This window comes from Corynebacterium sp. HMSC065H09, from assembly GCF_001812845.1.
GTDB classification, from domain to species: Bacteria; Actinomycetota; Actinomycetes; order Mycobacteriales; family Mycobacteriaceae; genus Corynebacterium; species Corynebacterium jeikeium_D.
On the sequence record NZ_KV810589.1, the window covers coordinates 61,217 to 83,154 of the forward strand.

The window sequence follows — 21,938 nt, forward strand, 5'->3', positions numbered from 1 at the left end:
GCCACCTGCAAGTTAACTACTTGTTCCTTTTTGCGCGGTGCTCGCGGCGAGTGTCGCGAACCTCCAGCGGCAGATCCTGCTCAGCCTTGTCCTTGTTGAACTCGGCCAGGCGGTCGATGGCGTTGCGTGCGTACATCTGCTGGCGGGTGGAAACCATCTGCCAACGGTTGCGGTCCAGGACGTTCAGGCCCCAGCTGACGCAGGAGACGAGGCGGTTGCGGAAGCCCACCAGGAACATCAGGTGGACGGCCAGCCACAGAATCCAGCCGATGAAGCCGGTGACCTCAACCTTGCCCATCTTCACCACTGCGGAGAAGCGGGAGACGGTTGCCATGGAGCCCTTATCGAAGTACTCGAACGGCTGACGCTCAGCGACGTCGCGGCCGTCGGCCTCAGCTGCAATGTTGGCGGCGACGTACTCGCCACCCTGAATAGCAACCTGAGCAACACCCGGCAGGTTCTCGCGGTTGGACATGTCGCCCACGACGTAGACGTTCTTGTAGTCACCAGCTGTCATGTCCTCGTTGACAACGACACGGCCAGCGCGGTCGGTCTCGGCGCCAGTCTGCTCGGCAATCATCTTGCCCAGCGGGGAAGCGGACACGCCGGCGGACCAAATCTTGCAGAACGACGGGATGAACTCCTCGGTTCCATCCTTCATGTTCTTGTAGGTGACTCCCTCTTCATTGACGTCAGTCACCATCGCGCCCAGCTTGACGATGACGCCCATCTTCTCCAGGGACTTCTGAGCCTTGCGGCCCAGACGCTTGCCAAACGGCGGCAGAACCTGCGGTGCGCCGTCGAGCAGGACGACGCGTGCAGCGTGCGGGTTGTAGCTGCGGTAGGACGATGCGAGGGTGCGGTTAGCCAGCTCGGCCAGCTGGCCAGCAAGCTCAACACCAGTCGGACCAGCGCCGACAACAACGAAGGTCAGCAGGCGCTCGCGCTCAGCCGGATCGTTGGTCAGCTCGGCGCGCTCAAACGCGCCGATGATGCGGGCACGGATTTCGAGTGCGTCGTCGATGTTCTTCATGCCCGGAGCAAACTCGGCAAAGTGATCATTGCCGAAGTAGGACTGGCCAGCGCCAGCGGCAACCAGGAGGTGATCGTATTCCCACTTGGAAGTCTGGTGACCCAGTTCCGAAGTCACAACCTGCTTTTCGACGTCGATGTCGGTGACATCGCCCTTGACAACACGAACGTTCTGAACACCGTCGAAGATCGTACGAGTGGACGGAGCGATTTCGCCCGAGGACAGGATGCCCGTTGCTACCTGGTAGAGCAGTGGCTGGAACAGGTGGTGGTTAGTGCGGTCGATGAGAGTGACGTCGACCTCGGCGCCCTGCAACTTCTTCGCCGCGAACAAGCCACCGAAACCCGAACCGATGACGACCACGTGCGGGCGTCCGGAGTGCGGGCGGTACGGAGTCTCGGTCATGTATTTTCTCCTCACAGACTTGAAAGTTCTCGAAGTTTTAGATTCGGCTTTTAGCCGGCAAGCCACAATAGTAATCCTCTCGGTGCGCCACCGCCTATTCTGGGTCCCTGCGCGGTAGGCTTCGAGAGCAAACTCAGTTCGTTATTCGTACCTTTATGCGGCGCGATTGTTAGGAGGTTCGGGCAGGGTGAATTCGGCAAGCCGGCAGGCAATTGACGCAGAGCGATGGCCTCGGGTTGCGCGTATTCCAGAGGGGCGTTTTCTAGCGAAACGTGCCGAAATGATGGAACGCTCTTTTGAGCGACTCTGCCAGGATAACGGCATTGAACTGGTTGAATCCGGTGAGTTTGTCGGGGAGTCTTTCATTACTCGGTCGACGGGTGACGCCGATTTGGCTATCGACGGAGTCGGTGGTGCCAGCTCTAGCGGCGGCAGTGAATCTCCCACTAGTTCTGAATCGTTTCGTCCAGTCGTTTTCAGCGTCATTGATCCTGTTTTCTATTCTCGACTAGCTGATTCAGAATGGCTCGGATTGGGGGAGGCCTATCTCGCGGGCGAATGGTCCAGTGATGATTTGCCAGAGCTTCTCAGCCGACTGCTCAGCGTCGAGCTTGATATTGCTTCGTTGGGGCCGCTGGCACGTGGTCTGATGAAAGTCGCGCGTTCACGTCCGCGTCTCGATGGGCCAGATATGGCGGGAGAGTTGCCGACCTCATTGCTCGAGCTCTATTCCGGCGAATTGCTGATGGGCGGTTCCGGCCTGTTCGCCTCCGGAGTGCGAACCTCGTCGCGGGAACAGATTCAAAACTATGCCCGTGGTGCTGGCAAGGGTGGGGTTCCCTCGCACTGGTCAGTTGACGTGACTTATGTCGATGCCCCGAAATCCGTCGCGCGTGCCGATTTTCTGCATGCCCAGGTGCGCAATATTGAGCACATCCTCGATCTTGCTCGAGTCCGGGCCGGAGACCGTGTCGCCGAATGGCCGTCGGCAGGCGGAGAAATTTCCCTTCGGGCTGCAGAAAGAGGAGCGGGCGCGGAGGTTATTACCGTCTCTGATGACCACACCGAAACGGTGCTGGAACGGGTGGAAAAAGCCGGATTGCGCGGCGCGGTCGATGTGATCCAGATGGATCGCAACATTCCGTCGCCACGCGAATTCGAGTCCGACTTCGAGGCGGTTATCAACGTCGGGCGTCTGGAGACCTTCGGTCGTGCAGGTGCGCTGCGCTGGCTGAAGAGCGCCGAGCGTCTGCTTGTCGACCGCGGCACCATCGTCGTCCAAATGGTGGTAGCGACGGACAAATTCGATGCGCTCGCCGAGCGCAGCTTGGACCTCGTACGCGCTTATGTGTGGCCGCAGCTGCAGCTTTTCACCATGGAAGAGCTGCGCAAGATGGTGGACCGGGAAACCGGCCTGCGCATCGCGGCGGAAGAGTACATTCCGGCGCACTTCGCGACGACCTTGCAGCTCCAGCGAGATTTCTTTGCGGCGCATGCGCGCGAAGCCGCTGGTATCGGCTACGACAGAGTGTTCCGGAGGATGTGGAATTACTATCTGTCGCTGTTTGAAGCGCTCGTGCGCGCAGAGAAAGTCACGCTCGTACAGGTCGAGCTCGTGCATGCGCCACGCAGGCCTCACTAGCAGTGGGCGGCTCCGGGCGCGTTGGAAATTCGCCAGATAAATAATGCCTGTAAAAATAAATCACGTTTTTAGGCAAAACCACCTCAAAGGTGATGTTTAGGGTCTAAAAACGAAACTATGAACGCACAGAGCACCACACGTACTGCAGACATTGTTGTCGTCGGCGCCGGACTTGCCGGATTGGTCGCGACGTATGAGGCCACGCAGGCCGGCAAGAAGGTCATCCTTGTCGATCAGGAGAATGCCAACAACCTCGGCGGACAGGCTTTCTGGTCGCTGGGAGGAATCTTTCTCGTCGACTCGCCAGAGCAGCGCCGCCTCGGAGTCAAGGACAACCGCGAGCTCGCTGAAGCTGACTGGTTCAACTCCGCGCAGTTCGACCGCGAGGAAGACAACTGGGGACGCAAGTGGGCCAAGGCCTACCTGAACTTCGCGGCAGGGGAGAAGCGTGACTACCTCCGCAATCTCGGCGTGAAGTTCCTGCCTGTCGTCGGGTGGGCTGAGCGCGGTGAAGGGCGTGCCGACGGTCACGGCAACTCGGTACCCCGATTCCACCTCACCTGGGGCACAGGCCCCGAAATCGTCCGCGTATTCGCAGAGCCGGTCGCTGAAGCTGCGAAGAAGGGGCTGGTGGAATACTGCCATCGCCACCGCGTTGACGAGGTGATTGTGGAAGATGGCCGCGCCGTCGGCGTGCGTGGCAAGATTCTGGTTCCCTGTGAATCCTTAGAGCGAGGAGTGGCGTCGTCACGCGAGGAAACAGGGGAGGACTTTGAGATCCGCGGGTCGGCCGTGTGCATTGCGACGGGCGGTGTTGGCGGCAACCTGGAAGCCGTGCGTAAGTGCTGGCCGACCGAGCGCCTGGGCGAGATGCCGAAGGATATGGTCTGCGGTGTGCCAGAGCATGTTGACGGCCGTGGTATCGAGATTGCAGAGCAGGCCGGCGCAAACCTCGTCAACCGTGACCGCATGTGGCATTACACCGAGGGCATGAAGAACTGGAATCCCGTGTGGCCGAATCACGGTATCCGTATCATCCCGGGGCCGTCGGCCATGTGGTTTGACGCAGAAGGAAATCGCCTGCCAGCGCCATATATTCCGGGCGCGGATACTGTCGGCACGATGAAGCACATTCTGGCCACCGGACACTCGTACTCCTGGTTTGTGCTGAATAAGAATATCGTGGCCAAGGAGTTTATTTTCTCTGGCTCAGAACAGAATCCGGATCTGACCGACAAGGAGATCAAGAAGCTGATTGGCAAGGTGACCTCTGGTGTCGCCGCACCTATTCAGGCGTTCATGGACAACGGCGAAGACTGGGTGGTTGCCGACGATCTGCCAAAGCTGGTCGAGGGGATGAACGAGATTGTGGAGGCGAGCTCGGGCGGAGAGTCCGGAGCCGCAGCGCCGAAGATTGACCTGGAGAAGCTCGAGGAACAGATTCGTCAGCGCGACATGCAGACCGGTAATCCCTTCTCCAAGGACTACCAGGTCAATTACGTCAACGTGGCCCGGAACTTCCTCGGGGACAAGATCATCCGCTCCGTGCCGCCATCACCGATTTTGGATCCGAAGAACGGCCCACTGATTGCTATTCGTCTGCGCATGCTGACCCGCAAGACGCTCGGAGGCATCGAGACCACCCTCGACGGCCAGTGCTTGCACCCGGACGGAACTCCCTTCGAGGGGCTCTACGCCGCAGGCGAGGCCTCTGGCTTCGGTGGCGGCGGCGTCCACGGCAACAACGCGCTGGAAGGTACATTCCTGGGCGGCTGTATTTTCAGTGGCCGCCAGGCAGGCCGCGCGATGGCGGAAGTGGTTAAGTAGCTCCCGCATACCGCACGGCTCGGTGGAAGAAACCGCGCCTACTCCAGCCCGATGGAGAATGCACTTTCCAGGTCGTGCTGAGAGTAGGTGCGGAAAGCCAGCTGAGTCTGGGTGCGAATAACACCGTCGACCTTGCTGATGAGATTTGGAATGATTTCCGCCAAATCATCGTGATTAGTTGCGCGCACCACGACGACCAAGTCCCAGTCACCAGTAACGGAGTAGACCTCAGTCACGCCGTCGATCTCGACGATGGTCTCGGCGGCCTCCGGAATCTTGTCAGCTTCGACATCGATGGACACAATTGCGGTAATCAAACTCATGGCTGCCTTTCCTCGGAGTTTAAACGTGGGGCCCGCTGAATAGCGTGGCCCGGACCGCAAGGTACGCAAGATTGCTCAAGATACTGCGGCCCGGAATTTCATTTCTGTCACGATTCTACTGATTTCCAGGAAACAGCCTGGAGGATCCGGACGAAAGGCGGTAAAAAGGGCGCTATGACACAAATCGCATTTCAGTCCAACCCAGTCCAGCTTTCCGGAGACCTGCCCCAGGTGGGCAACAAGGCTCCGGAGTTTACCCTCACCGGTGGTGACCTCGGGGAGGTCACCAATGAGACCTTCGCTGGTAAGAAGGTCGTCTACAACATCTTCCCGTCCGTAGATACTGGTGTTTGTGCAGCTTCGGTGCGTCACTTCAACGAGGACGCTGCTGGGCTGGACAACACCGTCGTAGTTAATGTTTCGCGTGACCTGCCGTTCGCTCTCGGCCGCTTCTGCGCTGCAGAAGGCCTGGACAACGTTGAGGTTGCCTCGGACTTCCGCCACGGCTTCGGCGAAGCCTTCGGTGTTGTCCAGCAGGATGGCCCGCTCGCTGGCCTGCTTGCTCGTGCCGTAGTCGTCACTGACGAAGAGGGCAAGGTCATTTACAACCAGCTGGTCGATGAGATCACCACGGAGCCGGACTACGACTCCGCACTGGCTGCACTGAAGTAATTAGCTAACAAGCTTTCAGCAGCAAGTAACCAGCTGGAATCGACGGGGCTCGTCGGCGCACTCGCTAGGCTGTTGCCTGGCGGACTTCGCCGACGAGCTCTTCTAGTACGTCCTCCAGCGCAACGATTCCGTTGACAGAGTTCTCCGAAGTACTATCTTCCTCCGTCACCAAGGCGAAATGAGCCTGCTCGCGCTGCATCAGCCGCATGACCGTCTGGAGCTTGGCATCCGGGCTGACGCTTGCGAAGGTGCGAATCAGATTCCGCGGGAAGGGTCGGTCGCGGTGACCGTCGTCAAGCGAGAGCAAATCCTTGACATGAAGGTAGCCGATGAAGCTGCTGTCGGCATCGGTGATGGGGAAGCGGGAAAAGCGCGTGCGTGCGCTGAGCTCTTCGATGTCGGCGACGGTGGCGTCGGAGCCAATGGTGACGAGGGTGTCGAGTTGCATAGTGACATCCGCGGCGGTGAGATGCTCGAAGCCGAGAGCTTTGTGGAGGAGCGCGAGCTCGTCATTGTCGAGAAGGCCCTGACGCCCGGACTCGGCGACGAAATCTTGCACCTGACTAGCGGTGAAGGAGGAATCGACCTCGTCCTTCGGAGTGGCGCGAAGAACCTTGCGAACCACGATGTTCGACGTCGTATTCATCGCCCAGATAACCGGATTGAGCACCCGCACAATCACATACAGCGGAATAGCCACGAACTTCGCCGTCGGGCTGGGAGCCGCAATAGCGATGTTCTTCGGCACCATTTCGCCGACAACCATGTGTAAGAAAGTGACAATCAGCAGCGCCAACGCCAGCGCAACCACGTGGGCGGTGCCCGCGGGGAGTCCCAGTGCTGTCATGTAGGGCTCGAAGAAGTGCGCAATCGCAGGCTCGCCGACGGCACCGATGAGCAGGGAACAGGCGGTAATGCCCAGCTGTGTTGCCGCCAGGGAGACCGACACGTTTTCGATACCGCGCAGCGCGTACTTTGCGCTGGTAGAGCCGCTGACGGCATCCGGTTCAATTTGATCGCGGCGAGCCGAGACCATCGCAAATTCAGCGGCGACAAACCAGGCATTGAGGGCCAACAGCAAAATAAGAGTAAGTAGTGGCATGTTCTAGCCCTCCTTTTCGCTGTTGTGCTCGACGTGGTTGTGACTGGTGCCGTCCTGGTCAGCGCCTTCATCCGTGCGCGTGACCTTGTTGCCGGCGCGGTCCACCTGGACACGAATACGGCCAACGCGGTGACGCGCCATGCGCTCGACTCGAAAAGCAACTTCAGCGGTGGTAGGCAAGTGCTCCTCATCGAGGTTTTCGTGGTCGGTGGCTTCGACCGTAATCGTGTCGCCGAAGCGAGGCATGCGATCCAAGCGTTCGGTGATAAATCCACCAATAGTGTCGGATTCTTCGCCCTCCGGCAGGACCAGGTTTAGGATCTCTCCCAACTCATCAGGGCGCATGAGACCGGAAACAATCACCGTATTGGGGCTAATCCGGCTGTAGAGCAACGAACGATCGTCCTGTTCATCGTCAATTTCACCGACGATTTCCTCGACGAGATCCTCCAACGTCACAATGCCGTCCGTGCCGCCGTACTCATCGACAACCACCGCGAACTGGTATGCATCCTCACGCAGTTGACGCATCAGCGGATCAAGTGTGGTCGAGTCGTTTACCACGAGTACATCTTTGGCCAGGCTCGCAGCCGACGTCGTCAAGCGTTGTGCGTGTGGCACGCTGAGCAGGTCGGTGTAATGCACCACGCCGCGAATGTCGTCGACGCTGTTGCCGACGACGGGGAAGCGTGCATGTCCAGAATCTGCGACGACCGTCAGCATCTCTGCGACGCTCTGATTTTCGATAAAGATAATCTGCGTGCGTGGCGTCATCACATCAGCCGCCGTGCGCTCGCCGAACTCAATCGATCGTGCCACCAACTCGGCGGTCTGCGGGTTAATCTTTCCTTCATCGCTAGAGCGCGTGACGACGGCACGGAGTTCCTCCGCGGTCCTGGCACTGGCGACCTCTTCCTCAGGGGAGAAGCCGAGCCGTTTGAGCACCCAATTAGCCGCGCTGTTGAGTAGCCAGACCAGCCAGCCGAATGCGAACATGAAGGCATTCTGTGGCCTGACCACGAGGTTTGCGACTTTAGTGGGCTCGGCGATGGCCCAGTTTTTGGGGACGAGTTCGCCAAAGACCATTTGAGTGAAGGTCGCGATAATGAAAGCGCCCGTAGTGCTGATTGCAGTGACGGTGGCGGGAGAGATGCTAGTGCCACCAAATGCGGCTTCGAGGAGGACGCCGAGGGAAGGACCGGTCAGGAAACCAGCGACGAGGCTGGTGACCGTAATTCCCAGCTGTGCGCCGGAGAGGTTAGTAGAGGTGCGTGATAGAGCACGGTCTACTAAGTATGCGGACTTTGAGCCGGCGTTTGCGGCCTTCTTGACATCGTTCCTGTTAACCGTGAGGTAGGAAAACTCGACAGCAACGAAAATTGCGTTGGCGAAAACGAGGAATAGAAAGACCGCTAAGACGATGAGTGCGGATACAATCACGCGGCATCACCTGAAGTGTTCGCTGCGTTCGCTGGGGATGCTGCGGCGTTCGCTGGGGATGCTGCGGCGGTTGCTGCGGTGATTGCGCTTACTGCGGCTACAGAGAGCCCGTCAACGTTGGCGCGAGGCTCTGGGTCGTCGGACGAGCCAGAGCTATCTGATGTGTCGGACGCATTGGGTCTGTCTGAGCTGCTGGATGTGTCTGAGAGTTCAGGCATGCGAGAAATCTTACTAAAAATTCCTTAGACCTGACGGTAATGGCGCATCGGCGGTAATGGGGAGGACGGGATCCTAAGGGCAAAATGTCATAATGTATATTATCGGACAAATATTGAAAGTGGTTGGCCCTGGGGTTTTCCGAATTCCCAGGGCTGCCGCTTTTCCGCCGCCGCCTTTTCCGCCGCCGCGTTCTACCTTGGCGCTTGATCCATGCCGTCGGGTCTATTGCTCATTGTCCTTGGCGTTCGCTGCAAGCTCATCCGCGTTGCGGACGGCAATCTCTTCCCGCAGTCGCTTGTTCTGCCACAGAGTCATGCCAATCAGGAATGCGCCGACAGCCGCGAGCCACCACACGCCCTTGTAGGTCACGAACGCGATGAAGATAATGAGCAGCACCATTCGCACCTTTCGTGCGAGCAACATTGCTTCGTAGGTGTTCATATCGTTGTGACTCCCAACTAGCCCACCAAAAATGTTTTTGGTGGGATGTCTGTGGTGTGTGACTAAATGGCTTTATTACGTCACAGTGACGAATCGAGGTATATTTCCGCTGGCTAGAAGCCTCTTTCGGAATAGCTCCGCTGCGATTTTCTTTAGATGGCGGTGCCTGCCAGCCGCGAAACCTACCCGTCCTACGCGTCCTGCTTCTCTGCGACAATGCGTAGATTGAGTTCGCCGTTTTCCTCGATGGATGCAGCTACAAACTGTGGCAGGCGCACGTTGTAATCCAGTCGGTTGATTGGCAGAGTGCCCGACAGCAAAACCAGGTTTTCGGTACGAGCGGCCTTCATCGGCACGGTGACATCATTGGTGACACCGCGGATGGTCAGGCGTCCCGGAATCTCGATATTCGCCCACTGGCCGTTATCTGGAATGTTTGAAATATCGAGCGGCTCTGCAAGCTCAAACTTAGCTTCTGGGTACTGCTCAACACTGAAAATATTGTTGCGGACATTGATGTCACGACGTTCAATATCGCTAGTCAGAGTTGCCATATCAACAACAACGGATGCGTCCTCAAGATTGTTGTTAGCAACCTTCAGCTCGCCGGTGACATCGTGGGTGGAACCAGACGTCGTCCGCCTGCTGCCCGGCAGTACCTCATTAAAAGTAAAGCCAACGGAGGTGTTCTGTGAGTTATCGCCACCGACAATCTTCCAGGTGCCATTCGCATCAGTCGTTGCTGCAGGCAGCTCCGTGGCCTCGAAATCCCCAGTACGCACCCCTTCATGCGTGAAAACGCGATACAAAACTGGCCCCACAATAACAATTGCGAGCGCAACAACTGCAACGGCTATCAAAGTAATAATTGACTTACGGACACCAGAATTCATAGTGCTCATCCTATCCTTTTAATCCGCTATGGGATAAACCGTTCCACTTCACGCGTTTTCATAATCAATTCCTGCGTAATCTCCTGCAGGACGGCAGTCTCCATGCCGTCGTCAAGCGCGGTGCGCAAGTCTTCGGCGAGACAACGTACTTCGAAGAGCCCGTCCCCTATTCGCTTTACGACGTCATCGCCCGCCGGCCTGCTCGTGGCATCGGTGGCGGTCTTCAGCGTGAGATCCGAATTGATTCGCTCGGCAATCGGCCTGGAAGCGCCTTTTGCTACGCCAGTGCGTTTTTCATACGCGCGCTGCCGGCAGGCTTGGCTGCAGAACTTGCGACGGCGACCGCGGATAGCGACCTCCATTTCGCGGCCACACCACTGGCAATTGGCGGTAGTTGTGCTCGGCTTTTGATCTGACACAGAAGTCAATTATGGCATGAATACAGATTAAGGCGTTATAATGTGTGGTCTAGTATTTCTACCAAAGGGGGCACGTTCCACATGGCAGATCGAGTTCTTCGTGGCAGTCGCATGGGCGCCGTTTCGTATGAGACCGATCGCGATCATGACCTCGCGCCGCGAATGATGGTCCGCTACCGCACTGAATCCGGTGAGATCTTCGAGGTCCCATTCGCGGATGACGCGGAAATTCCAGGTGAATGGCTGTGCAAGAATGGCCAAATTGGTGAGCTGGTTGAAGGCGAAGGCACTGAAGCCAAGCCGGTGAAGCCGCCGAGGACTCACTGGGACATGCTCCGTGAGCGTCGCTCCATCGAGGAGCTCGACGTGCTGCTGGATGAGCGCGTTGACTTGCTGCGCAAGCGTCGTCGTAACGCCGCTCGCCTGCTGAAGGCTCAGAAGGAAGCCGAAGAAGCAGAGAAGAACGCTTAAGGTTTGAGCTGGCTTGCGCTAGTGAGCTTTAGAGCTTTGTAGCCGTCAATCAAACACTGAAATTCGGGTCCGGATAAGGTTTTGCTCCTTATTCGGACCCATTTTTCGTTGGTGCCTGGCTGCGGCGGGCCGAACCGAGTTACTGACTGCGTTTATGACAAAAATGGCCTGAAAAATGGCCTGAAACTGTCATAAACTAAGTCAGTTTCACATTTGCAGCCCCCATTCATACAGGCAGCCCGCAGTCATACAGGCAGCCCGTCTCCACACGGGCAGGCCGCAATCTTTGGGGCTGCCCTAGCCCTACTTGCGGAATCGCTGCTTAAACTCGTGACCAGCCAGGCGACCAATCTCCGACCCCAGGTTTTTTACCTGCTGTGAGCGGTGCTTGAATCCCCACTTGGTGACCTGCAGCAGTGACTGCTTCACAAAGCTGCCATCCATCTTGGACTCGCCGTACTCGCGCTCAGTAAAGGTGATCGGAACCTCCTCCACCAAGAAGCCCGCCTGTACAGCCTCAAAAGCGAGCTCGGTCTGGAACAGGTACGCAGCCTTGCCAATGTTGTCGAGATCGAGGGTTTCGAGAACTTCCCGTCGATAAGCACGGTAGCCAGCGGTGATATCCGAGATGCCCGCGCCGAGCGCCAGCGAGATGTAGAGGTTGCCGCCGCGGGAGAGAACCTGACGGCTCATTGGCCAGTTGACGGTCTTGCCGCCCGGAATGTAGCGGGAACCGATGACGACATCGGCACCGTCCTCGAGCTTCTCCAGCAGCAGATGGAACTGCTCTGGTGCGTGGGAGCCGTCGGCATCCATCTCGCAGAGAACCTCGTAGTCGCGCTCGAGACCCCAAGCGAAGCCCGCGCGGTACGCACCCCAGAGACCGCCCTTGCCCTCGCGGTGCAGGACGTAGATGTGTTCTTCGCCGTTGTCCGACTTGTCAGCGGCAGCGATTTCATCGGCGAGCTCACCGGTGCCGTCTGGTGAAGAGTCATCGACAACCAAAATGTCGACGCGAGGCTCCGCTGCGCGCAGGCGTGCAATCACGCCCGGCAGGTTTTCCCGCTCGTTGAAAGTGGGAATGACAACCAGCGTCGACTCATTTAGGGCAGTCACTCGTGATTCTCCTTAGTGCATGTTCTGCTCAGTATCCCGGCCATCAACTTCATCTGCGCCTGCCCTGGCATCTCCGCCACGGCGACGCAGGACGGCACCAACCACACAAAGAATACCGAATGCGGTCAGTAGACCTTCAATCCACGTCTCGAAGCGGGCTGCAAAAGTCAGGTGGGCGTACTGAGGCAGAGTTTCAGTGAGTACCTTCTGCTCGAAGATTTTGCTCTGCTTTACGACGTCTCCGTGCGCATCCACAATCGCGCTCACACCGCTGGTTGCGGCGACGGCCGTGGAGCGTTGGAACTCCATGGCTCGCATGCGGCTCATGGCCAGCTGTTGGTAGGTCATGTCGGTGAAACCGAAGGTGGCGTTATTTGTGGGCGTGGCCAGCATGGTTGCGCCGTGGTTGACCGCGTTGCGGAAGGCGCCATCGAAGACCACTTCGTAACAGGTGGCCACGCCTAGATTGACCTTCTTTAAACCATCTGTGCCTGGCGTTGTGACCACGGCATCGCCGTTGCCCGGAGTCATGTCTCCGGCGTGAGCGACCATGTCGGAAAAGTGGCGCAGTAGCTCGCGGAATGGCATGGTTTCGCCGAAGGGCTGGAGATAGATTTTCTCGTGCTGGTCGCCGGGGCCGGTCTGCGGATCCCAGACCACCATGGTGTTTTGCACCCCATCGGTGTAGGTAAAGGTGCCGACCACGATGGGAGCGCCAATATTCATCGCGGCGTTTTCGATAATGCGTGCCGCTTCCCCATCCGTAAACGGGCTGACATCGGAGGAGTTTTCGGGCCAGATGACGATATCCGGTTGCTGTTCCTTACCTTGGTGGACACGTCGTGCCAGCTCATTGGTGGCATCGGCGTGGTTTTGCAGGACTGCGCGGCGCTGGGCATTGAACTCTAAACCGAGGCGAGGAACATTGCCCTGGATAACCGCGACACGGGTGTTGTCAGCGGCCGTAGGCTCAGGCAGTGGTTGGGTCCACGCAGGAAGAACCCAGCCGACGAATAACGCTCCCACCAAAAGCGCAGCGGAGGTTGCATAGGAACGTAGCGTGAGCGCGACCAGTCCCGCACCAACGCAAGCAGCGAGGAAAGTGACCAATGCAGTGCTGCCGATTGCCACTGCTGGGGCCAGCGGGCCGTCGACCTGCCCCCAGGCAACGCGGAGCCAGGGGAAGCCTCCGAAAGGCCAGCGGGCTAGCAGCGCCTCCCCTGCCACGAGCGCAGCGGCCATGCCAGGGAGCTTCAGCGCGAGGGGGAAACTGGATTGGGCAATCAGCCACATCGCAAGCGCCGCCGGAATTGTCAGGAGACCCAGCACAATTGAGAGCGCCACGTAGGGGCCAATGCCGACGAAGGAGCCGATCCACGGCAGTGAGAAAAGTGCCGTCGCTGTTGCCCAGCTGAAGCCCACCACTACGCTGGATTTCCAATCGGCTGCGCAGAAGAAGGCAAAAATGAGCAGGGCGAGGCCGATCCAGGCCGTCCACCACCAGCTCATGGGCGCATAGCTTAAGAACTGCAATCCACCAGCGAGGATTGCAATGAAGGCGAGAACGAGGCGCTGCTTTAGTGGGGTAAGCGCGCGAAAGCGCGCCTGCCAGCGATTCGGATTCTCCGGAATGCCTTTCGAAGCGTCTTTCTGAGCGACGTTCCCGTGCTCGCTGGAGCGCGCTTGGCGGTTAGTGTGCACTTGTATAAGAGAACTCTCTACGTTTGCGAGTTTTTGAGTTAGCGCTTGTCGCTGTCGTCCTGGTCATCATCCCAGGCGTTGTCCGGTGCCGGTGGGACGATTTTATCCTGTGGGAAGGCCTTGCCATCCGCACCCGGGAAACCACCAGAGAATCCAGGGAAACCCGAAAAACCGCCAGCACCAGCGCCAGTTCCTGGAGCACCGGGGTTCATGCCGTACTGAGAGACCACCATCATGCTGCGGTCACTGAAGTTGCGGAGTCCGTTGAGCAGCGCCACCGATCCGCTCTTACGAATCAGCCAGCGAGTCGGCGGTAGCACCATGAGGAAACCAACAACGGTGGTGACGACGCCCGGCAGGGCAATCAGCCAAGAGCCAACCAACAGAATTGCCGAGTCAGCCACAAAGTGTCCCGCGCCCTTTGCCGAGCGCTTGATTGCCTCCTCCGGATGCTTCTGTCCGTACTCAGTAAGAGTACGAGAAGTATCCAGCAGCAACTTCTGGTAGATGCGCTTGAACTCGATGGCGGCGAAAACCAATCCCAGAATGAATAGACCCAGAACCAGCAGGACGGTCCAGCCATAGCCAATCCATTCACCAAGTGCGATAAAGGCCGCAATCTCGGCGATGAGGTAAATAATTGTGAACCACTTGCTCATAGTTCCCCAGTGTAACCGCCACTAGATGAGCAAGTGGTTACGGCTATCGGCCGGTTAGACCACGACTAGCGGTCGCCTACCGGTCGCCTAGCGGTTACCTACCGGTCAGCGCGCTCCTCCAAGTCGCCCTCTGTATCCAGGTAGGTCTGGCGCAGCAGATCCATGCGTTCCTGGTCGGGGTTTTCCCACATACCGCGCTCGGCGGCCTCCATCAGGCGCTCGGAAATATCGTGCAAAGCCCACGGATTCGACTGTTCAAAGAACTCGCGGTTTTCCGGGTTCGCAACGTACTCGTCGGTAAGCGTTTCGTACATCCAGTCATCCATGACCTGCGCCGTCGCGTCGTAACCGAAGAGGTAGTCGACGGTTGCGGCCATTTCGAAGGCGCCCTTGTAGCCGTGGTTACGCATGGCCTGCATCCAGCGTGGGTTGACTACGCGGGCTCGGAAGACGCGTCGAGTCTCCTCGTGCAGGGTGCGGGTGCGCACGGCGTCCGGGCGCGTGGAATCTCCCACATACGCCTCTGGAGCGGAACCCGTCAGTGCACGGACCGTGGCGATCATGCCGCCGTGGAACTGGAAGTAGTCATCGGAGTCGGCGATATCGTGCTCGCGGGTATCGGCATTCTTCGCGGCAACCTGAATACGGCGGTAGGCCGTCTTCATGTCGTCAGCTGCCTCTTCCCCATCGACGCCGCGGCCATAGGCGTAGCCACCCCAGGTCGTGTAGACCTTTGCCAAGTCCGCGTCATCGCGCCAGGAACCGGAATCGATCAGCTGCAGCAGGCCAGCTCCATAGGTGCCCGGCTTGGAACCGAAGATGCGACGCGGGCGCTCCTGCTGGTCGGCCTTCGCATGGGCGCGCACGTAGTTGTCCTCATCGGATTCATCAAGCTTGACGACGAGCTGAAACGCATCATCCAAAAGGTCGATAACATGCGGAAACGCATCACGGAAGAAGCCGGAAATACGGACGGTCACGTCAATGCGCGGGCGGCCCAGCTCCTCCAGCGGAATCGGCTCAAGGCCGACAATACGGCGAGATGCGTCATCCCACACCGGATGCACACCAATCAACGCGAGCACCTCGGCGATGTCATCGCCCGAGGTACGCATGGCGGAAGTGCCCCACACCGACAGACCAACCGACTTGGGGTACTCACCGTGGTCGGCGCGGTAGCGCTCAATCAGGCCATCGGCGAGGTTAACACCGGTTTCCCAAGCCAGGCGCGACGGCACCGCCTTGGGGTCAACCGAGTAGAAGTTGCGGGCAGTCGGCAGTACATTGACCAGGCCGCGCAGTGGTGAACCAGAGGGGCCAGCTGGAACGAATTCGCCATCGAGAGCGGAAAGAATGCGCGGGATCTCCTCGGCGGTAGCAGCCAGGCGCGGGAGAATTTCGTCGCGGGTGAACTGCAGCAGCTCGACAACCTGATCAAGGCCGTTTGGTGCCGCGATATCGGCAAATTCCTCGGAGCCGAGCACATCAGCCGCGATCTGTGTCACCGGTTGGTCGGGATTCTTCACCACGGCGGTTACCAGCGCCGTAGCCAGTGCATCGATAGAGTCCACAGCGTGGCGTTCATCGGTGCCATCCTCGGCCAGGCCGAGAGCTTCGCGCAGGCCCGGCAGGGTCTGCTTGCCGCCCCACAGCTGGCGGGCGCGCAACATGGTGGTCACAGTGCCGATCAGGGATTCATCTTCCGGTGCCTGGCTGAGCACGTGGAGGCCACCGCGGATGGCGACGTCCTTAATCTCGCAGAGCCAGCCGTCGACATGCATGAGCATGTCATCGAAGACCTCCTCGTCCGGGCGCTCGTCCCAGCCGAGGTCGCGGTCCATCTTCGCGGCGGTCAGCAGCGTCCAAATCTCCTGGCGGATGGCCGGCAGCTTGGCCGGGTCCATGGCGGAGATGTTCTGGTGCTCGTCGAGAAGCTGTTCCAGACGGGTGATGTCGCCGTAGGATTCGGCGCGGGCCATCGGCGGAATGAGGTGGTCGACCAGAGTGGCGTGAGCACGGCGTTTGGCCTGTGTGCCTTCGCCCGGGTCGTTGACCAAGAAGGGGTAGATCATTGGCAGCTCGCCGATGGCAGCATCCGGGCCGCAGGAAGCGGAAAGGCCGACGGTCTTGCCCGGCAGCCACTCCAGGTTGCCGTGCTTGCCCATGTGAACCACGGCATCAGCGCCGAAACCGCCCTGCGCCTGCGACAGCGACAGGAAGCGGTAGCAGGCCAGGTAATGGTGCGTCGGCGGCAGATCCGGGTCGTGGTAGATACCCACCGGGTTGTCACCGAAACCGCGCGGTGGCTGCACCATGACCACGACATTTCCGAAGGTCAGGCCCGCAATGTAGATGTCCTGGGTATCCGGGTGGACGTACAGGGTGCCCGGCGCGGCACCCCACTTGTCCTGCATGTCGGAGCGAAGTTCTTCCGGCAAGGTAGCGAAGAACTTCTCGTAGGTGGCAGCGGGCAGGCGGAGTTCGGCTGCCTCCATAACCTCTTCGGTCAGCCAGTCCGGGTCTTGGCCGCCGGCCTCGATGATGGCGTGCATGAACGCATCTGGTTCATCGGCACCATTCTCGGCGGTGGCATATCCGGGGATTTTGGTGGTGTCGCCGAGGTTGTATCCGGCGTCGGCAAGCGCGTGCAGCACCTTCAACGTGGATGCTGGTGTGTCCAGACCGACAGCGTTGCCGATGCGGGCGTGCTTGGTCGGGTACGCAGAGAGCATGACGGCGACGCGCTTGTCAGCGTTGTTGATGTGGCGGAGCGCGGCGTAACGGGTGGCGATGCCGGCCAGGCGGTCGCAACGCTCGAGATCCGGGACGTAGGAAATGAGCTCGTCGGAGTCGATTTCCTTAAACGAGAACGCGACCGAGATGATGCGGCCGTCGAATTCGGGGACGGCGACCTGTGTTGCGACGTCCAGCGGCGACAGACCTTCGTCGTTGTCCTCCCATGCCGCCTTGGACGAAGTCAGGGCCAAACCCTGGATGATGGGAATGTTCAGGTCTGCGAGTGCGGCGACATCCCAGCCGTCATCGTCCTGGCCGGCCTGCGCGAGTGCCGGGCGGTTGCCGCCAGCGGCGAGCACCGTGGTGATGAGCGCGTCGCAGGAAGCTAGCTCTGCCAGCAGTTCATCGCTGGCGGTGCGCAGGGACGCGGCGAAGATAGGCTTGGCGACGTAGCCGCGAGCCTCGACCGCGTCAGCAAGCGCCTCAATGTAGTGCGTATTTCCCGCCAGGTGCTGGGCGCGGTAGTAAATAATGCCGACGGTGCCGCGGGAATCTTCCGTGGCCACCTTGGAGTCGCGCTCCAGGAAACCCCAGGCCGGCATGCGAGTGGGCTCTTCAAAGCCAAGACCGGTCAGAAGCAGTGTGTCCGACAGGAAATTGTGCAGCTGTGCGAGGTTCTTTGCGCCGCCTTCCGCCAGGTAAATGTGCGTTTGCGTGGCGACGTTTGCGGGAACTGTCGAATACTCGGTGAGTTCGGCATCGGGTGCCTGCTCACCGGAGACGAGGACGGTGGGAATACCGGAGTTCACAAAGTAGTCGATGCCGGATTCCCAGGCGCGGCGGCCACCGAGAAGTCGGATGATGACGACATCGGCGCCGTCGGCAAGCGTGGGCAAATCATCGTCGAGCAGACGCGCCGGGTTTGCCCAACGGTAGGACACCTCCGGGTTGGCCTGAGCGGCCGCGCGGGCGGACAGAAGGTCGGTATCCGAGGTCGACAGCAGCAGAATCACGGTGTAGTCATTCACTTCCTGGGGAGCAACGCGTCCCCGGTCGGCGGGAGTCTGCCTTCTAACCGATGACGAGGTCTGACTGTGACAGTGGCGCGACCGTGCGGATTTTCACCGAGCTTCTCGTCAGCGGCATGGCAGTGGATTTCTCCATCACTCTACTGCAGGGGCTATTGCTAGAGTTCCAGCGACTGCTCCGCCGGCTGATCTGGGAAGTGGGACCAGAGGAAGTCGGTGGCATTAGTCAGTTCCGCGAGCATCGGAACGATATGGTTAATGCCCGTCTTCGGTAGCACCGGTGAAGTCGTGTTTTCGACGTACTCCAGGTCGGTGAAGCCGAGATTCAGCCAGGAATCGCGCAGCTTGCGAACCTGGTTGATGGGGATGATGTCATCATGCTCACCCGAGTAGAGGTACACCGGCGCATTTGGGACGAAGTTGCCGACGCGCTGGCGTGCGAGTTCCTTCTGTACCGGCTCGTAGCGCTTAATCATCTCGCTGAGTGACTCACCGCTAGTCGTGTACTGGTCAGTGGTTTCAAACGAGTGATGGAAACCCAAGCCACCCGCGCAGTAGTTGCCCACGTTGTCCAGCAGTTCTTTGCCTTCGGGGCTGATTTCTTCCTTGAGGACTCGGCGCAGCTCCGGATCCTTATCCAGGACAGAATTGATTGCCAGTGCAATCGCGGCGGTCAGCGTAGTGCCATCAATCTGGTCGAGGACGTTTGCGAGATCGGACGGCGGGCCGCCGGCGGCAGATGCGGCGACGTTGAGCTCTGGAGCGTAGACACCTGCACGCTCAGCGGCTGCAGCGGCTGCGGAGCCACCCTGGGAGTAGCCATAAATTCCCACGGGCGCATTTTTGTCCACGCCGAGCTCGTGTGAGGCAGACACGGCATCAAACAGCGACTGTGCCGAGGCGATGTTGTCGACGTAGTCCTGGTTACCCTGGGAATTGCGGTGGTGGTCGATCATCACCACAGTCGCGCCTCGCTTCAAGTTCGCGACCATCGGGATCGTCTCGTATGGAGCAATAATGTCCAACGGACCGAACTCAATCTTTAGGCCGGTCTGCGAGGATACCGAGGGGTCGCACTTTTCCGCGCCACCCTGCGTGCCCGGCGCGATTGCGACGACCGGACGCGGACCGCTGCCCTTCCACTCCGTCTTCGGCGTCACCACAAGGGCTGTGTCCACACTGGGATTTCCGAGGGAATCCGTGGAGTTGTAGTGAATACGCTTGGCATCCACATTCCACAGCTTGTCGTTCACCATCATCTCGGCATCCTCACTGCTGACCAGCATGCCGGCATTTGCCGTGCGCGACGGGGTCAGCGGCAGAGAATTCAGCGGAGAGGCTGCGGCCACGCGAGCCTGTTCCGGGGTCAGCTGCCTGCCTGCGCCCTCGCTACCAGACTCCTCATCGTCTTTCTCGATGCCGAGTAGCCTCTCCATATTCGGGTTCGGTACATGGCCGAAACCAGGCAGTTCGCGGTTTGCGCTTGACGACGACACCTTATCCGCCAGCCCACTATCCGATAGGCCCGGGATGTTTAGTGGCTGTGCGTTTGCAGGTGTAGCCAGGCCGATGGTCATAAGACCTGCTAGCGCTACCCCGATTCCCGTTCGGATTGTGCGACGGTTTCGTCGTGAAGCAGAGCGTGTCTGTGTCGAGGCACGGCCGGTGCCGACGGTGTCGTGTGCCTCGTGCGTGAGTGCTTCAGCGTCGTGATGTGGCATGAAATCTCCTGAATAACCCCAGATTGAAAACCCAATGAAAACTTCCCTTAATTCAGAGGAAGTTAGGTTATAAAAACAATAAGGTTTTAAAAAGGTAGATCGGTGGATTTTCAGTGAAGAATTTGTATGTTTTTGCGGAGGGGTATGAAAACTCCACTTCAGGATGGTTTCGTTGGGCTGGAAAGGGGCTGGATAATGTGCCCCTGTTTTCGGGGGCTCAGCTCTGTGTGTGTTTGCGTATTCTTGAGAGTATGACTGCATCTGATCAAGGAACCCGCACTCGTCAGGACGGCTGCCCCGGCACCCGAAAGGTTCATATCGCAGCTGATGGCGCAATTGGTCGCCTTCGCTTCCCCGGAGGTTTTCTCCCCGCGCCGGGCTTTGCCGTACTCGCCGATCTGGCCGAAAACTTCGGTGATGGCGATATTCACTTCACTTCCCGCGGCAATGTTCAGATTCGTGGCATCACCAACACCGGCGCATTCGCCGATGCCGCAGAAGAAGAGAAGCTGGTTCCCTCCACGAGCCACGACCGCGTGCGCAACGTTCTTCAGTCGCCACTGTCCGGTCGCGTCGGCGGTAATGCTGATGTCCGCGACTTGGTTCAGGATTTCGACGCGGCGCTCATTGCGGAGCCGTCTCTGGCAACACTTCCTGGCCGCACGCTCATGGCTTTCGACGACGGCCGTGGTGATGTCCTTGGTGAGCGCCCCGACTTCGGCGTTGTCGCCCACGATGAGAACACGTTCGAACTCATCATTGGTGGCGCGACCTCGGGGCTTATTGTCTCGCGTGACGACGTCGTGGAGGCCCTCATCACCACAGCCAAGGTGTGGAATGACAGCCGTGGCTCGGCCTGGCGTATCGCCGAAGCAGATGCGGCCGAGCGCGTTGCTGATGGCCTAGTCGAGGAACTGGGCGAGCGTGTCCGTCGGCAGGAGCCGACCCCGACTGAGAACTTCGATGCCACCGCCGGGCTGTCCCGCCAGATCGGTTGGATTGACCAGCCGGATGGGCTGGTTAGCCTGGCCGCTGGCCTGCGCTTTGGCGTCCTCCCGGCGCGTTTGGCCCGAGCTATCTCGCACACGCAGGTTCCAGTCCATATCACTCCGTGGTATTCGCTGATTCTGCACGATTTGGAAGAGGAAGTTGCCGAACAGGTCGTCAAGGTATTGGCGCCCAATGGCCTGATCTTCGACCGGAAGTCCACCTGGCTGCGCGTCAGCGCCTGCACCGGTCGCCCCGGTTGCGAAAAGTCGCTGGCTGACACCCGAGGTGATGCCGCTCATGCAATTGCCGATGACCGCCTGCCCGAGGGCCGCGTGCACTTCTCCGGTTGTGAGCGCCGCTGTGGCAAGCCCAAGGGCGGTTACTTCGACTATCTCGCCACTGGGGACGGAGAATACGAAGTCACTGCTGTGGACTAGGCTTTAAGCCTATGAAGCGCTTTGAGTACAACGCCGACGGTGCGGATATTTATCGCAACTCATTTGCCATCATCCGCGAGGAAAGCGACCTTTCCCGCTTCGACGCCGATGAGGAAACCGTCGCTGTCCGAATGATTCACGCAGCAGGTCAGACCGACCTGGCCAAGGACATCGTCTTTTCCACGGGAGCTGTGCGCGCAGCTCGCCAGGCTCTCGAGGAAGGCGCTCCTATCTTCACCGATGTCAACATGATCGCCTCGGGCATTACCCGCAAGCGCCTACCTGTTGACAACGAAGTCATCTGCTTGCTGCGTGATGAGCGCGTCCCCGAACTGGCCCAGGAACTCGGCACCACTCGCACTGCTGCTGCCGTGGAGCTGTGGAAGCCACGCCTTGAGGGCGCGGTCGTCGCCATCGGCAACGCTCCCACTGCCCTCTTCCACCTGCTCAACCGCATCAATGAGGGTTCCTTCCCCATGCCCGCTGCCATTTTGGCCATGCCAGTCGGCTTCGTCGGTGCCGCGGAATCCAAGCAGGCCACTATCGACTCCGGTGCCGACAACCCGGAGCTGAAGTACATCACCGTCACCGGTCGCCGCGGCGGCTCGGCTATCACCTGTGCTGCCCTCAATGCCATCGCCACCGCAAAGGAGATTCTCTAAA

The 21,938-nt window shown here is 59.3% G+C and carries 19 protein-coding genes; 7 read left to right on the forward strand and 12 right to left on the reverse strand.

The features are described 5' to 3' along the window. Nucleotides 1-16: 16 nt before the first annotated feature. Nucleotides 17-1,438 carry an NAD(P)/FAD-dependent oxidoreductase gene (locus HMPREF2878_RS06270; RefSeq protein WP_016422826.1) on the reverse strand — a complete coding sequence of 474 codons (1,422 nt, stop codon included), beginning with the start codon at nucleotides 1,436-1,438 and terminating at the stop codon, nucleotides 17-19. Nucleotides 1,439-1,625: 187 nt separating this feature from the next. Between HMPREF2878_RS06270 and HMPREF2878_RS06275 the strand changes: the two genes are divergently transcribed. Next, nucleotides 1,626-3,080 carry a class I SAM-dependent methyltransferase gene (locus HMPREF2878_RS06275; RefSeq protein WP_070653043.1) on the forward strand — a complete coding sequence of 485 codons (1,455 nt, stop codon included), beginning with the start codon at nucleotides 1,626-1,628 and terminating at the stop codon, nucleotides 3,078-3,080. Nucleotides 3,081-3,197: 117 nt separating this feature from the next. After that, complete coding sequence (locus HMPREF2878_RS06280) at nucleotides 3,198-4,907, forward strand: FAD-binding dehydrogenase (protein ID WP_048734037.1); 1,710 nt, start codon at nucleotides 3,198-3,200, stop codon at nucleotides 4,905-4,907. A gap of 38 nt (nucleotides 4,908-4,945) precedes the next feature. On the opposite strand, the gene HMPREF2878_RS06285 is transcribed toward HMPREF2878_RS06280, so the two are convergent. Next, nucleotides 4,946-5,230: an Lrp/AsnC family transcriptional regulator gene (locus HMPREF2878_RS06285; protein ID WP_005511316.1), complete on the reverse strand. Its 285-nt coding sequence runs from the start codon at nucleotides 5,228-5,230 to the stop codon at nucleotides 4,946-4,948. Between the two features lie 174 nt (nucleotides 5,231-5,404). On the opposite strand from HMPREF2878_RS06285, the gene tpx reads away from it, so the two are divergent. Beyond that, a complete protein-coding gene (tpx, locus tag HMPREF2878_RS06290; protein WP_070653045.1) occupies nucleotides 5,405-5,902 on the forward strand; it encodes a thiol peroxidase in 498 nt (165 codons plus the stop codon). A gap of 64 nt (nucleotides 5,903-5,966) precedes the next feature. Here tpx and HMPREF2878_RS06295 read toward each other — a convergent pair whose 3' ends face one another. Both HMPREF2878_RS06295 and HMPREF2878_RS06300 read right to left on the reverse strand, forming a co-directional pair. Beyond that, nucleotides 5,967-7,004, reverse strand: coding sequence for a hemolysin family protein (locus HMPREF2878_RS06295; RefSeq protein ID WP_070653047.1), 1,038 nt, complete (start codon nucleotides 7,002-7,004; stop codon nucleotides 5,967-5,969). Nucleotides 7,005-7,007: 3 nt separating this feature from the next. Continuing rightward, nucleotides 7,008-8,444 (reverse strand): hemolysin family protein, encoded by a 1,437-nt coding sequence (locus HMPREF2878_RS06300; RefSeq protein ID WP_070653049.1) that lies wholly within the window; start codon nucleotides 8,442-8,444, stop codon nucleotides 7,008-7,010. 15 nt (nucleotides 8,445-8,459) lie between these two features. Between HMPREF2878_RS06300 and HMPREF2878_RS11165 the strand changes: the two genes are divergently transcribed. After that, nucleotides 8,460-8,690 carry a hypothetical protein gene (locus HMPREF2878_RS11165; RefSeq protein WP_141753117.1) on the forward strand — a complete coding sequence of 77 codons (231 nt, stop codon included), beginning with the start codon at nucleotides 8,460-8,462 and terminating at the stop codon, nucleotides 8,688-8,690. A 195-nt stretch (nucleotides 8,691-8,885) separates the two neighbouring features. Here the strand turns inward: HMPREF2878_RS11165 and HMPREF2878_RS06305 are convergent, their stop codons facing one another. From HMPREF2878_RS06305 to HMPREF2878_RS06315, 3 genes are all read right to left on the reverse strand, one after another. Continuing rightward, entirely contained in the window at nucleotides 8,886-9,104 is a 219-nt protein-coding gene (locus HMPREF2878_RS06305; RefSeq protein ID WP_049170512.1) for a hypothetical protein, read from the reverse strand. A 191-nt stretch (nucleotides 9,105-9,295) separates the two neighbouring features. Further along, on the reverse strand, nucleotides 9,296-10,006 hold the full coding sequence (locus HMPREF2878_RS06310; protein ID WP_070653051.1) for a YceI family protein: 711 nt from the start codon (nucleotides 10,004-10,006) through the stop codon (nucleotides 9,296-9,298). A 17-nt stretch (nucleotides 10,007-10,023) separates the two neighbouring features. Further along, on the reverse strand, nucleotides 10,024-10,416 hold the full coding sequence (locus tag HMPREF2878_RS06315) for a hypothetical protein (RefSeq protein WP_224783748.1): 393 nt from the start codon (nucleotides 10,414-10,416) through the stop codon (nucleotides 10,024-10,026). 81 nt (nucleotides 10,417-10,497) lie between these two features. Between HMPREF2878_RS06315 and HMPREF2878_RS06320 the strand changes: the two genes are divergently transcribed. Next, nucleotides 10,498-10,887: an RNA polymerase-binding protein RbpA gene (locus tag HMPREF2878_RS06320; protein WP_005511311.1), complete on the forward strand. Its 390-nt coding sequence runs from the start codon at nucleotides 10,498-10,500 to the stop codon at nucleotides 10,885-10,887. A gap of 303 nt (nucleotides 10,888-11,190) precedes the next feature. Here the strand turns inward: HMPREF2878_RS06320 and HMPREF2878_RS06325 are convergent, their stop codons facing one another. From HMPREF2878_RS06325 to HMPREF2878_RS06345, 5 genes are all read right to left on the reverse strand, one after another. After that, nucleotides 11,191-12,003: a polyprenol monophosphomannose synthase gene (locus HMPREF2878_RS06325; RefSeq protein ID WP_049170520.1), complete on the reverse strand. Its 813-nt coding sequence runs from the start codon at nucleotides 12,001-12,003 to the stop codon at nucleotides 11,191-11,193. 12 nt (nucleotides 12,004-12,015) lie between these two features. Further along, the gene (gene lnt, locus HMPREF2878_RS06330; RefSeq protein WP_016422815.1) at nucleotides 12,016-13,704 is read right to left on the reverse strand and encodes an apolipoprotein N-acyltransferase; all 1,689 of its coding nucleotides are present in this window, start codon (nucleotides 13,702-13,704) and stop codon (nucleotides 12,016-12,018) included. Between the two features lie 38 nt (nucleotides 13,705-13,742). After that, complete coding sequence (locus HMPREF2878_RS06335; RefSeq protein WP_016422814.1) at nucleotides 13,743-14,363, reverse strand: FxsA family protein; 621 nt, start codon at nucleotides 14,361-14,363, stop codon at nucleotides 13,743-13,745. Between the two features lie 98 nt (nucleotides 14,364-14,461). Further along, entirely contained in the window at nucleotides 14,462-18,112 is a 3,651-nt protein-coding gene (gene cobN / locus HMPREF2878_RS06340; RefSeq protein ID WP_042388717.1) for a cobaltochelatase subunit CobN, read from the reverse strand. A gap of 173 nt (nucleotides 18,113-18,285) precedes the next feature. Then, nucleotides 18,286-19,848: a lipase family protein gene (locus tag HMPREF2878_RS06345; protein ID WP_049170527.1), complete on the reverse strand. Its 1,563-nt coding sequence runs from the start codon at nucleotides 19,846-19,848 to the stop codon at nucleotides 18,286-18,288. Between the two features lie 251 nt (nucleotides 19,849-20,099). On the opposite strand from HMPREF2878_RS06345, the gene cobG reads away from it, so the two are divergent. Both cobG and HMPREF2878_RS06355 read left to right on the forward strand, forming a co-directional pair. Next, nucleotides 20,100-21,275 carry a precorrin-3B synthase gene (cobG, locus tag HMPREF2878_RS06350; protein WP_070653053.1) on the forward strand — a complete coding sequence of 392 codons (1,176 nt, stop codon included), beginning with the start codon at nucleotides 20,100-20,102 and terminating at the stop codon, nucleotides 21,273-21,275. Between the two features lie 11 nt (nucleotides 21,276-21,286). Continuing rightward, entirely contained in the window at nucleotides 21,287-21,937 is a 651-nt protein-coding gene (locus HMPREF2878_RS06355; RefSeq protein WP_070653055.1) for a precorrin-8X methylmutase, read from the forward strand. Nucleotide 21,938: the final 1 nt, after the last annotated feature.

Coding starts and splice junctions, on each gene's coding strand:
- HMPREF2878_RS06270 (WP_016422826.1), bottom strand. CDS start 1,438: ATGACCGAGACTCCGTACCGCCCGCACTCCGGACGCCCGCACGTGGTC.
- HMPREF2878_RS06280 (WP_048734037.1), top strand. CDS start 3,198: ATGAACGCACAGAGCACCACACGTACTGCAGACATTGTTGTCGTCGGC.
- HMPREF2878_RS06285 (WP_005511316.1), bottom strand. CDS start 5,230: ATGAGTTTGATTACCGCAATTGTGTCCATCGATGTCGAAGCTGACAAG.
- tpx (WP_070653045.1), top strand. CDS start 5,405: ATGACACAAATCGCATTTCAGTCCAACCCAGTCCAGCTTTCCGGAGAC.
- HMPREF2878_RS06295 (WP_070653047.1), bottom strand. CDS start 7,004: ATGCCACTACTTACTCTTATTTTGCTGTTGGCCCTCAATGCCTGGTTT.
- HMPREF2878_RS06305 (WP_049170512.1), bottom strand. CDS start 9,104: ATGAACACCTACGAAGCAATGTTGCTCGCACGAAAGGTGCGAATGGTG.
- HMPREF2878_RS06310 (WP_070653051.1), bottom strand. CDS start 10,006: ATGAGCACTATGAATTCTGGTGTCCGTAAGTCAATTATTACTTTGATA.
- HMPREF2878_RS06320 (WP_005511311.1), top strand. CDS start 10,498: ATGGCAGATCGAGTTCTTCGTGGCAGTCGCATGGGCGCCGTTTCGTAT.
- HMPREF2878_RS06335 (WP_016422814.1), bottom strand. CDS start 14,363: ATGAGCAAGTGGTTCACAATTATTTACCTCATCGCCGAGATTGCGGCC.
- HMPREF2878_RS06345 (WP_049170527.1), bottom strand. CDS start 19,848: ATGCCACATCACGACGCTGAAGCACTCACGCACGAGGCACACGACACC.
- cobG (WP_070653053.1), top strand. CDS start 20,100: ATGACTGCATCTGATCAAGGAACCCGCACTCGTCAGGACGGCTGCCCC.
- HMPREF2878_RS06355 (WP_070653055.1), top strand. CDS start 21,287: ATGAAGCGCTTTGAGTACAACGCCGACGGTGCGGATATTTATCGCAAC.